Here is a 13,242-nt window from a genome sequence, read left to right as displayed (position 1 = left end):
GAGAGGGAATTATGATGAATTACAAAACAGAAATGAACAACGCAAGCAACTTCTTAGGCCAACAAGGTACAACATGGAATGCAATTAATGCTGAATACGTAACCCGTATGCGTTTACAAAATCGTTTCAAAACAGGGTTAGATATTGCCAATTATACTGCGGCTATTATGCGTGAAGATATGCACGCTTATGATGAAAATAGTGATAACTACACACAATCATTAGGTTGTTGGCACGGATTTATTGGCCAACAAAAGATGATCTCCATTAAAAAGCATTTCACCACCACTAAGGGGCGTTACCTTTACCTCTCTGGATGGATGGTTGCTGCGATGCGCTCAGAATTTGGTCCGTTACCGGATCAGTCAATGCATGAAAAAACCTCTGTGCCGATGCTCATTGAAGAGCTATATACTTTCTTAAAACAGGCGGATGCGCGTGAGCTAAACCATCTGTTTACCGAGCTCGATGACGCACAAAGTCGTGGCGATCAAGTCGCCGCACAAGCAGTGCAAAAACAGATCAATGAATTTGAAACTCATGTGGTGCCGATTATTGCCGATATTGATGCCGGTTTTGGTAATGAAGAAGCGACTTATTTACTGGCTAAAAAGATGATTGAAGCGGGGGCATGCTGTATTCAGATTGAAAACCAAGTGTCAGATGCTAAGCAGTGTGGTCACCAAGACGGTAAAGTAACGGTGCCCCATGAAGATTTTCTCGCGAAAATTAATGCCGTACGTTATGCCTTTTTAGAATTAGGCGTTGAAGAGGGAATTATCGTCGCGCGTACTGATTCACTAGGTGCTGGGCTGACTCAAAAAATCCCTGTGTCGCAATATCCTGGTGATTTAGCGGAACAGTACAATGCCTTTATCGATGGCGAGCCACTCAATTCGCTAGATCAACTAGACTCGGGAGATATGGTGTTACACCGTGGCGGTGAGCTTATTAAACCAACACGTTTGGCGAACGGCTTAGTACGCTTTAAACCTAATACCGGTGAAGATCGTGTCGTACTTGATTGTATTACTTCACTGCAACATGGCGCAGATCTACTTTGGATTGAAACGGAAACGCCGAATGTAGAGCAGATTGCGGGCATGGTAAACCGTATTCGCGAAGTGGTACCCAATGCCAAATTAGTTTACAACAATAGCCCATCCTTTAACTGGACATTAAACTTCCGTCAGCAAGTATTTGATGCGTGGCAAAGTGAAGGTAAAGACTTAAGCTCATACCATCGCGGTGACTTGATGAGCCCGCTTTACGATAACACAGCGCTGGCAACGACGGCCGATGAGAAGATTCAAGACTTCCAAAGGGAAGCGTCTAAACATGCGGGTATTTTCCATCATTTGATCACGCTACCGACCTACCATACGGCAGCGCTTTCAACCGATAACTTAGCTAAAGAATACTTTGGCGAGCGCGGCATGCTGGCTTACGTTGAAAATGTGCAGCGCCAAGAGATCCGCCAATCTCTGGCATCAGTAAAACATCAAGACATGTCAGGCTCCAACATAGGTGATGATCACAAAGAGTACTTCTCAGGTGATCAAGCCTTAAAAGCCTCGGGCGAAAATAACACCATGAGTCAATTCTCATAAACAGACTTATTGACACTCGGTACTGAGATAGTGCCGAGTTTTGCCTCACAAAAAAGCACACATTTCACTGTTTTTTAATCATCGATAGGAGATAATTCAGCTTCACCACAATTTGGAAGGATATTATGTCTGTTATTAAAATAAGCGCCAGCGCACTTCTTTTGGCAACCCTCTCACAGGCTTCCCAAGCCAATGACATCTCCCTTGTTAATAGTACTTGGAAATACAATAAGCAATCAGCCTATGCACTACAACACGATGATTATTGCGGAGGTACACAAGACAGTATCCATAACATTGCTGTTCCTGAATTGAAAAAGCGAGGTTTAACCGCCTCTTTTGGTGTGATAGCAAGAAGTTGTTGGCCTGATCTTTGGGATAAAGCCAAGCAGTATGTGGATGACGGTTTTACACTCTATAACCATTCGATGCGACACACACCTGCGTTTAAGCCGACTTGGGAGTCGAAAACCTTTCGTGATGATTGGAAAAATGAATTAGATATTGGCAAAGCAAACGAGCGCATAAAAGCCAAAACTGGTTACACGCCGACCTTAATGGCTATGCCCTATGACATTGGTAGTGATGAAAGCTATAAATATGTACGTGAACATCCTGAGTTAATTGCCATGCGTGCGCCAGTAGAAAATAATGGAGTATGGGCTGGCAATCAAGGTATTAACGACAAAGATTTTTACAATGGTTATAAATTAAAAGTATCGCTTTTTTATGATTGGAGCCCCTATTGGAAATTGGGAAAAAAGAAACGCTTAGGGGCATTTTTACAGGATGTCATTTCACAACAGGGCTTTGGTGTGCAGTATTTCCACGGTATTAATGATGACTCTTACTTTGCCGTCAGTAAAACAGAATACCTGAGATTGCTAGACAAACTCAAACAGGCCTCTGACACCGATTTAGTGTGGGTCAGTGATGCTGGCGAAATCGTTAATTATCGCTATGCACGAGAGTATTGCACCCTAACATTAGAAAAATCCGATGCACAACAGCAACGTTTCTCAATACAAGGAACGGTTACCCAGACGCAATTGTGTTCGCAGGTTAATCGTGAGTTGACCGCTATGGGCGATGTGGAGCAAAAAGTGGTTGCGGTTGAGCAGGGCGGAGAAGCATTAGCTTTTGTTCAGCAAGATGGAAAAATTCAGTTTGAATATCAAACGGATAAAGGCGATATTACCCTATTATTTTAATCAATTATTAAAGGAAATGCTGATGACTAAGCAATATCAACCCCCTAAAATTTGGAGTGAAAATACCGCGTCAGGCAACAAGTGGGCGAACATTAATCGTCCCGTTTCTGGTGCAACACATCAACAAGCACTTCCACAAGGTGATAACCCATTACAGCTATATTCATTAGGCACACCTAACGGCCAAAAAGTAACCATTCTATTAGAAGAATTACTCGCATTGGGCATTACAGAGGCGGAATACGATGCTTACCTGATAAATATCGGTGAAGGCAATCAATTCTCATCGGGTTTTGTTGCCGTAAATCCAAATTCAAAAATACCCGCATTGCTAGATAAATCCGGCGATGAAGAGGTAAATGTCTTTGAGTCCGCTTCTATACTGCTACATTTGGCCGAAAAGTTTGGTCACTTTTTACCAGCGCAGGGGAGCGCACGCACGCAAACTTTTAACTGGTTATTTTGGGCGCAAGGGTCAGCGCCATTTCTTGGTGGCGGTTTTGGCCATTTTTATGCCTATGCAGATGAAAAATTAGAATACCCGATTAACCGCTTTGCAATGGAAGCTAAACGCCAATTAGATGTACTGGATAAACAACTGGCAAACAATACCTACGTTGCAGGAGAAGAATATTCGATTGCCGATATGGCGATTTTTCCATGGTATGGCAAATTGGTATTAGGCGAATTGTATGATGCGGCAGAGTTTTTACAGGTACAAAACTATACCCATATCATGCGTTGGGCGACTCAATTACAACAACGTAGCGCGGTACAGCGTGGTTGTATCGTCAACCGTTCTTGGGGTGAAGCTTGGGAACAACTACCTGAACGACATAGTGCTACTGATATTGATAAGGTATTAGCACAGCGTCCTTAAATACACGAGACGGGAAGCGCACACGCTTCCCTCATCCCACAGCATCTTTCTATTTTGGGATACCCATGCCTTTTTGACTAACTTCTCAATCTTTCCTCTGTGAAAGCGAAGGGCTCTGTGCCCTCTGTGGTAAAAGTTGGGATGTCCCCGATCACTATTCTTAGACTTACAGCTACAAAAAATCATCACGTGTTCATCTTTCCTCTGTGAAAGCGAAGCGCTCTGTGCCCTCTGTGGTAAAAGTTGGGATGTCCCTGAACACTATTCTTAGACTTACAGCTACAAAAAATCATCACGTGTTCATCTTTCCTCTATGAAAGCGAAGCGCTCTGTGCTCTCTGTGGTAAAAGTTGGGATGTCCCCAATTAACCAATTACCGAATGTACTCGATCACTTTTTTGAAATAATAAAGTGCAGTGTCTTTTTTGTGTTGTTAGTTTGATTTTGTCGCTGATTTGTCGCTTAGAAGGTAATTGATTGTTGTTAAGTGTAAAGATTGCCACATTTTGCTTATTTTAATGTCATTTTTGCTTGTTTTCTGATAAATTTGCGCTACTGAATTTTGTTATTTTGTTTATGCTTTCAGTGTATTTTAACTGCTTGGCAATTTAACGTACTTACTCAAATAAATTTTTACAGGGATGCTTTATGACACGGTTACCAATCTCCTTTTCTAACAAAGCGCCATTAACGGCGCTTGTCTTAAGTTTAACCGCACTATCTGGTTGTGGCGGTGGTGGCGGTTCGGCGCCAGAAGTGAAAAAAGATACCACTGCGCCAGTTATCACTGTAACGGGCGCGAACCCATTAAAGCATGCTTATGGTCGCGATTATGTTGAGCTAGGTGCGACCGCTTTAGATGCTGTTGATGGCGTTGTTGAGGTGAGTGTGGAAGGTGGCGTGAATAGCGACATGATGAACGATTACATCATTACTTACACGGCGACTGATAAAGCGGGCAATAAAGCGACTGAAAAACGTACCGTATCGGTTGAAGATTTAACGGCGCCGGTGATTACGTTAAATGGTGACAATGAAGTCGGGTTGGTGCAATTTGATACTTACCAAGAGCTCGGCGCAATAGCACAGGATGATGTGGATGGGGCATTAACCGTTGAGGCGCCTTCAGGTGAGATAGATTCAACTAAATTGGGTAGTTACCCACTAACTTATAGCATCACAGACAATGCAGGTAATGCTGCAACAACCGTAAGAACAGTTGTGGTACGTAAACAAAAGCCTTTTATTACTACATGGGACACCACTAAATCAGGTTTTAGTGCGAATGATCAAATCAAAATCACCACGAATTCCATCGACAATGGGGGGGAGTTTACCTATGACTATAACGTAGATTGGGGAGATGGCACGACGAGTGAAAATTTAACCGGGGATTATACGCATACTTATGATAATACTGTTCCTGGTTATCAAACTGGGCCCGGTGTTTACACGGTTACAATTCGTGGGGTTTTCCCACAAACAAACTTTGACTCTTTGATTCAGCATGATGCTGAGAAGTTAATTTCAATTGAACAGTGGGGCGACATTAAGTGGTTATCATTCCAAGGCGCTTTTGGAGAAACTGTCAATATGGTTAGTCATGCTCAAGATACCCCAGACTTACGTTTGGTTCAAAGTATGCGAGAAGCTTTTGCAGGGGCACTAATGTTTAATAGTTCAATCGAACACTGGGACGTAAGTAATGTAACAGATATGAGTGCTTTATTTGCATATACGGATTCCTTTAATCAAGATCTAAGTACTTGGGATGTTAGCTCTGTAACTAAGACTGGTGAAATGTTCGCAGGAGCTAAAGCTTTTAATCGTGATATAAGTAACTGGGATGTCAGTCAAGTTGAAGAGACGTACAGTATGTTTGAAGGGGCTCTAGCATTTGACCAAAACTTGAGCAGTTGGGATGTAAGCTCTGCAACGAGAATGGAAAAAATGTTTTCTAATTCAGGTCTATCTCAAACCAATTATGACGCGATACTAACTAGTTGGAGTCAATTAACGTTAAAACAAGGCGTTGAATTTGGTGCTGGCACAATTAACTATTCATCTAGCTCGCAAGATGCTCGTAATGTTCTAACTAGCGCTCCCAATTTTTGGCTTATTACAGATGGCGGTGTTGCTCCTTAGCCATTTATTGTTAGCCGTAAACTGACGGCTACTTGTATTTATTATTTTTAACCACCTTGCATGGAGCAAGGTGGCGTTATTGTATAACATTGTAATAGGGATATTAATATGAAACGCTTACTGCCTTTCTCTGCGAATGCTTTAGTCAAATCAACTTCTGCTGTGAGTCAAAAAGTCGTCACTAGCTCATTGGTGGGCGCGTTTCATCAAAACCTATTACAAAGCTTACCACAAAACCGCTGGGTGCAACGTCGCCTACGTTTCTCGGGCACGGCACTTTCGGTGTGCATTACCCTTGCAGGCTTTAGCTTACCCACCCTGTTTAATGAGGCACATGCTGGGCCGAAAGGGGGCGTGGTTGTTGGTGGTACGGGGACTATCTCTAAAGATGATTTAGCCACTATCATCAAACAAACCTCACAAAATATGGCGATTGATTGGGATAGCTATAACATCGATGCCACCGAGGTGGTGAAATATATCCAGCCCAACGGAAAATCCATCTCCCTTAACCGTATTCTTGGTGTTAATGGCTCAACCATTGCCGGTAAAATCCAGTCTAACGGTCAAGTGATTTTAATTAACCCGAATGGCTTAGTGTTCACGGAAACTGCCGTGCTTAACGTCGGCGGGATTATTGCTTCTGGTTTAAATATGAAGACCAGTGACTTCATGAACGGCGATTACATCTTTGATGAAGTCGTCGGCACCGAAGGTAAGGTGATTAACCGAGGTTTAATTAGTGCGTCGCTTGGCGGTAATGTTGCTCTTATTGGTAAGCAGGTTGAAAACAGTGGTTTGATTTCAGCTGATTTAGGCTCTGTGACGTTGGCCGCTGGCAAACAAGCGGTATTGACCTTTGAAACCGGTGGCCTGCTTGGCGTTAAAGTCAGTAAAGAGATTCTCCAAGATGAATTAGGCCTTGATGCAGCTGTGGTTAATAGTGGTGAAATTAATGCCCAAGGTGGTCGCGTCTTACTAACTGCCAGTACCAGCCAAGATGTTTTTTCACAAGCGGTCAATGGCTTAGATGAAGCAACCAGTGCGGTGGTACATGCCGATGGCAGCTTCACTCTCGGTGGCGGTGCCGATTTAATCAATACCGGTACCATTGATGTGTCTTCGGGTGACTATAGCCAGACAGCGGGGCAAGTTGTCGCAATTGGCCAAAATGTTACACACTCCGGGCAAATTTTAGCTAATTCACAAATAACCGGTGCGGGTGCGGTTGAGCTTCATGCCACTGATACCAATTTATTAACCGAAAATGCAACCATATCTGCTGTTGCAGAAACCACTGGTCAAGGTGGTGATGTCAAAGTATTAGGTGATAAAGTTGGGCTATTTGATCAAGCAAGCGTTGATGTGTCGGGTGCCAATGGAGGTGGACAAGCTTTAATCGGCGGTGATTACCGCGGTGAAAATAAACAAATCCGAAATGCGTCAGGCACTTATGTCGGTAATGAAGCGACTATTAATGCCGATGCGATTACTAACGGTGATGGTGGTGAGGTTATTGTTTGGGGTAATGACTCAGCAAAAGTTTATGGCACAATCAATGCCAAAGGCGGTAGTGAATCTGGCGATGGTGGTTTTGTAGAAACCTCCGCTAAATATGTTGATCTAGATTTAAGAGTTGATACTTCAGCTGAGCAAGGTGAAGGTGGTGAGTGGTTAATTGACCCTTATAACATAACTATTAATGAAAATGGAAATAGTGAAGATGACGAGACGTTTGACCGAGAGTGGTCGTACACTGACTCTGATGGCAAACTTTACTCGCAAAGGTTTACTAATGATGGTGAAGATTCATATATTAAAATCTCTACACTGAGGCTGGCTCTAGGTTATTCTTCCAAAGTTTTAATCGAAACTAGTGAAGGAGGGCTCTCTGAAGCTAATGGTGGTGGTAATATAACATTAGACGCAGAATTAGATATTAATGATCTAGGCCACAGAGGCCAGCCTACGCTGACCCTATCTGCCCACCATGATGTAATTATTAATCAGAAAATATACGATAGTAATCAAGCTGCAAATACCTTTAACCCTAATCTAAACCTAATTCTTGAAGCTAACAAAAATAGAGCTGATGCTGATGATGGTGGCGGTGACGTTATCATTGATAATGATATATTCACCTATGGTGGCTCATTCACCGCTGACGGCGATAATATCATCGTTACTGTGGGGAAACAGATTAATACCGACGGGAAGAAAAACAGCGCTGGTGGAGCGATTAACTTAACCGCGCATGTTGGATCTATTCAAGCTGGTGAGTTAAGCAGTAATGGTGGTTTAGTTACTTCAATTAACACTGTAGGTCAAAGTGCCGGTAATATTACTCTTCAGGCTGCCACAGGCATTACTGTCACAGGGTTTGACACTAATTATACAGACGCTGATGGTGATCCTTATACGATTAAAGAAGCAATCAGTGCATTAGGTAGTAAAGGTAATGATATTTCTGGTATTGGTGATGGTACAGGGCAAAATGGCGGTAAAGGTGGCCAAATTAACTTAACAAGCACCTCTGGAGATATCAGTATACAAGGGAGCATTAATAGCTCTGGCGGTGATGCTCATGGTAAAGATGGTAATGAAGATGCAACGGGTGGTGACGCTGGACGTGTAACGATTGCAACTGCGGGTAGCATTACCGTTGATGATATCATCAATAACGGTGGTGCTGGTGCACAAACTGGTGATACTGCTATCGGCGGTAACGCCTATGCTGCACCTGAAGTACCGGAGGCGATTAATCCAAATGCTATTATTCTGCAAGGTGCAACGATTAATCTACAAGGCCAACTCTCTGCCCAAGGTGGTACTGGTAATGAAGCCTTAGGCAAAGGCGGTAATATTGTCTTAAATGGTACAGTTGTTGTTGCTGCCGACAATGTTACGTTAACAAGCACTGGCTCCACAGCGGGTGACATTCAATTTAAAGATACTCTTGATGGAAAATCGGGTAATAGTTCTAACCTTTCTTTAACCGGTAAAGATATTACTTTTTCTAACCATGTTGGCAGCAATCAGCAACTGGGTAATTTGACTTTTGCTAATAGCGGTGCGGTCAATGCTAGCAACTACTCTATTTCAGCTAACTCCATCGACACTACTGACGGCACGATAAACCCAACTATTACAACGACTGATTTTAGCGCTGGTAATATTGTTACCGTGGGCAAAGCGACCATTGCGGTGACTAATGCAGTTAATGTTGGCACTATCACAACAGATGGTGGTGCGACTGGTGCAGTCACACTAAATGGCGCTTCTGTGCTGACAACCGATATCACCACCTCGGGAGGTACGATAGGCGGTGCGGTTGATATTGCCGCCCAGGATATTACCGTAGGCACCATTGATGCCTCTGGCAGTGACACAGGGGGTGATATCTCTCTGGTTGCCAGCGAAAATGGCACGGATGAAACGCAGAGTACACCAAGTATTACCTTAAACGGTGATATTAATGCACAGGATACAACAGACCAATCTGATAATGGCACTATCACTGTAAAAGTGGACGGTACTTATGCGAATGGTGCAATTGTTGTTAACCATAAAGCTGCTTTCTCATCTGTTTTTGTTTATCAAGGTACAGGTACTAATAGTAACCACAGTTTAACCTCTGCGAATATCGCGGATAATGCTTGGTTATTAAATGCTGCTCAGCAAGGTACATTAAATGGGCTCACCTTTAGTGGTTTCCATCAGCTTATTGCTGGTGGCAGTAAAGAAGACATTAACGATGTCAGTAACGATACTCTAACTGGGCTTGCACAAAGTAATAAGTGGACGATTACTGGCGCAGGTAACGGAACGGTTGCGAAAAATGAAACTACACCAACCGACACAATAACCTTTACCGGTATGAAAAATATCACCGGTGGCGGCAGTGCAGACCTGTTTGAGATTGATGATGGTGGGCAAATTTCAGGTGTGATTGATGGTGGTGGTGGTAATAATGAGCTACAAAGTATAAAAGCAACTGGAAGCAATGCTTGGGGTTTAACAGCAACAAAACACAGCGGTAAATTTAACGATAAAGTATTTAAAAATATTCAAACGATTACGGGCAGTGAAAATGCAACTGATACATTAACGGGGCATGCACAAGCTAATGATTGGTTAATTGACTCAGCGGGTGGTGGGCTGGTTAAAGAGGTTGCTGCAGGTGATGCCGATGGCATTAGTTTTAATAATATCAATTCATTAGTGGGTAATGCTAATGATGATACCTTTACCGTTGCTACTGATGGCCATTTAACTGGCACCATCAGTGGAGGAACATCTGGCAATAATAAATTAATCAGCAGTAAAGAAGCAACAGAGGATACACCTTTAGATAATAACTGGGCAATGTCTGGCGTGCATGCTGGCTCATTAAATGGTGTTGATTTTAGTAATATGCAAACACTGCAGGGTAGTGCTAATGCTTATGTGACAGACAAGCTTACAGGGGCTGATAAGAGTGTTAGTGTTGTCCAACATAACGCTTGGTCAATCACTGGAAATGGGATTGGCACGCTGAATGAAGTTGACGCGGCTAATGCGAACAAAACCAGTTTTGAGCAAATAGAGGAATTAATTGGCTCAAAGGGCGACGATCAATTCGTATTCAGCGGTAATGGTGATGTGAGCCGCATTGATGGCGGTGAAGGCAGTAATCGTTTGACGGCTTGGAGCAGTACTGACAACTTTAATAGCTGGACCGTGGATGGCATCAAAAACTCATTAACGCAAACAGTGAATGGCGGTGACCCTGTGCTGAAAACCGTTATTTTTTCTAATGTTACCGCCTTAAATGGTGGCAGTGGGGTTGATAAATATGATGTTAATACCAATCTAGCGTCGATTGATGCAGGTGCAGGTAATGATGAAATTACCGTTGGCACTGGCGGTGGCCTCACTACCGTTAATGGCGATGCTGGTAATGATATCATCACCATTAACGCATTTGATCAAATAACCAACCTTGATGGTGGTGGGGATGATGATAAGTTAGTGTTTGCGATTGCTGGTGCTGACGTGAATTTACAAAGCAATCCTTTGACAAATATTGAAACAGTCTCTGCGACGGGAGAAGACAATAAGTTAACTGCCTGGAATAGTAGTGGTAGTGATATCAACGTCTGGACTGTTAATGGCAGTTCAAATACTTTAATTCAGCAAGAAAGTGATTTAACTGAGCTTAAAAGTATTAAATTTTCTGGGTTTGATAAGTTACATGGTGGTACAGGCGCTGATGAGTTTACTATTTCAACGTCGCTTAAGGAGGTTAATACAGGCAACGGTATAAACAAAGTCACGTTGAACGATACCACCAACCAAAAAGATACCGAGTTGGTCGCTACATTATTAGGCGGTACTAATGATGATACTTTGGAGTTCAGTAATGCCGGACAGTCAGTTGACTTAAATACACTTGGTAGCTTCGAGACGGTTAACGCTGCCACTGGCAGTAATACTTTAACTGGTTGGAATAATACTGATTACCAAAATATCTGGACCATAGATGGTGGCGCAGAGAAAATCGAACAAAAAGACGGCAGTACTGAACTACAAAGTATTACTTTCTCCAATTTTGATATTTTAAAAGGTGGTACGGGTGTTGATGAGTTTACTGTCACCACTACGATTGACAGCATTGATGCAGGGGGTGGTGCTGATAAGGTAGATATCAATGAATTAGCTCTCGTTACGAGTACCATAACTGGTGGTGCTGGTGATGATACGGTGAATTTATTATTAGAAAATAAAACTGTTGATATTAGTAAATTAGCGCTGGTTGAAAATGTAAATGGTAAAGCGTCAAACGATGGCAGTAATACAAATATCCTGCAAGGTATCACTGATAGTACTAATGGGTGGGTTGTTGATGCTAAAAATGCAGGGCAAGTTGGCACCATTAAGTTTACTAATTTTGCTAATTTAAAGGCAGGTAATAAAGGGGATACTTTCACTATTTCTGCCGAAATCAATAAAATTACAGGTGGTGATGGTGCTGATACGTTCAGTCTTGATGAAGGGTTCATCATCAAAGACTTGATTGATGGCGCAGGCACAGTAGCCGATAAAGCTCAGTTAATAAGCAGTGACGCGTTAACTTTAAATTTAAACAAGCTAAAAAGTATTGAAAATGTCAATGGTACTGGTGGCGCAGTTTATACCTTGCAAGCGGGCAATTCAGATTCAAATACTTGGGAGGTCTCTAGTGATCACGGTGGTGACTTTAATAAGGACACTGAGGGCGCAATTAAATTTACCAATATTAACAACCTAATTGCAGGCAGTGGTGGTGATGGTTTCACAATTAGTGCGATGATTGCCAGTATTACGGGTGGTGTGGGTAAAGATACAATTAATATAGATAATAGCGGCAATGTTACGGGAACAGTTATTGGTGGCAGTAGCGATAGCGTTCAAGACACACTTAACTTTACTGGTGATATCGTTAAACACCTAGCGATGTCAGAATTTGAAAGTATTGAAGTTATCAATGGTAATGGTGGCCGTTTAACCGGTGATGATAATGATAACACTTGGAAAATTAATGGTGTTAATAGCGGGACGGTAGCGGGCTTTGCGTTTACTGGTTTCTCTAGCTTATTAGGTGGCGAGGGCGCGGATTCATTTGTGTTTGTATACGATGCGACCGATCCATCGAATATTATCAAAGGTAGTATTGGCTCTGTGGATGGTAAAGCGACAGGTAAAGCCAATAGTATTGAGGCATACCAAGGTGTTACCAATAAATGGAATTTTGAAACAACTAGCAAAGGTGTGATCAAAGAAGTAGATGATACTCAGTACGTTGCATTTAGTAATATAAAAACATATACAGGTGGCGGTGCCGGTAATGAATGGATTGACTTCTCTGGTGCGGGGACGCATGACATTAATGTAGATGATTACTTTGGTTTTACTGGCATTATCGGCAATGGCGCGGGTAGCACTTTAAATGGCCAAGATGGTTTTGAGAATAACTGGACGGTTACAAAAATAGATGGCTTAGGTGATGCGAAAAATGATGGTGTAAATGACGGTATATTCAATAATGCCAATAGTAAAGGGGATATGTACTTTTTAGATTTTGCTAACTTAACCGGCGGTAATCTAAAAGATAGCTTTGTAATTGTAGATGATGCCTCTATTTCAGGCACAATCGATGGTGGTGCCGGAACCACTGATAATAGTTTACAAGCAAACAATAATATTAATGTTTGGGATGTTTCTAGCTCTAATCAAGGCACGATAAAAGTTGCAAATGTGGTTTCTGTTACTTTTAAAAATATAGATAAATTAGTAGGTGGTAATGCGAAAGATACATTTAATATCACCAACCTGGATTTAATCACCGAGATTCAAGGTGGCGAAGGTGCGGGCTCAC

Annotated in this window: 5 protein-coding genes; all 5 read left to right on the top strand. The window is 42.3% G+C overall.

Annotation, left to right across the window (positions count from 1 at the left end; all coding sequences use genetic code 11):
• Positions 1 to 11: 11 nt before the first annotated feature.
• Positions 12 to 1,610: an isocitrate lyase gene (locus tag CW745_RS07115; RefSeq protein WP_101107972.1), complete on the top strand. Its 1,599-nt coding sequence runs from the start codon at positions 12 to 14 to the stop codon at positions 1,608 to 1,610.
• Between the two features lie 125 nt (positions 1,611 to 1,735).
• Positions 1,736 to 2,821, top strand: a complete 1,086-nt coding sequence (locus tag CW745_RS07110) for a polysaccharide deacetylase family protein (protein ID WP_101107971.1) — start codon at positions 1,736 to 1,738, stop codon at positions 2,819 to 2,821.
• Between the two features lie 22 nt (positions 2,822 to 2,843).
• Positions 2,844 to 3,701, top strand: coding sequence for a glutathione-dependent disulfide-bond oxidoreductase (gene yghU / locus CW745_RS07105; protein WP_101107970.1), 858 nt, complete (start codon positions 2,844 to 2,846; stop codon positions 3,699 to 3,701).
• 648 nt (positions 3,702 to 4,349) lie between these two features.
• Positions 4,350 to 5,846, top strand: a complete 1,497-nt coding sequence (locus tag CW745_RS07100) for a BspA family leucine-rich repeat surface protein (protein WP_101107969.1) — start codon at positions 4,350 to 4,352, stop codon at positions 5,844 to 5,846.
• A gap of 108 nt (positions 5,847 to 5,954) precedes the next feature.
• Positions 5,955 to 13,242: filamentous hemagglutinin N-terminal domain-containing protein (locus CW745_RS07095; RefSeq protein WP_153069749.1), on the top strand; the 7,288-nt coding region annotated here is incomplete at its 3' end.

Origin of the sequence: Psychromonas sp. psych-6C06 (assembly GCF_002835465.1) — a bacterium.
Lineage (GTDB): Bacteria > Pseudomonadota > Gammaproteobacteria > Enterobacterales > Psychromonadaceae > Psychromonas.
This window is presented reverse-complemented; position numbering and strand designations above follow the sequence as displayed.

Bases quoted from the DNA above. Each gene is read 5' to 3' on its own strand.
- CW745_RS07115 (WP_101107972.1), top strand. From the start codon at position 12: ATGATGAATTACAAAACAGAAATGAACAACGCAAGCAACTTCTTAGGC.
- CW745_RS07110 (WP_101107971.1), top strand. From the start codon at position 1,736: ATGTCTGTTATTAAAATAAGCGCCAGCGCACTTCTTTTGGCAACCCTC.
- yghU (WP_101107970.1), top strand. From the start codon at position 2,844: ATGACTAAGCAATATCAACCCCCTAAAATTTGGAGTGAAAATACCGCG.
- CW745_RS07100 (WP_101107969.1), top strand. From the start codon at position 4,350: ATGACACGGTTACCAATCTCCTTTTCTAACAAAGCGCCATTAACGGCG.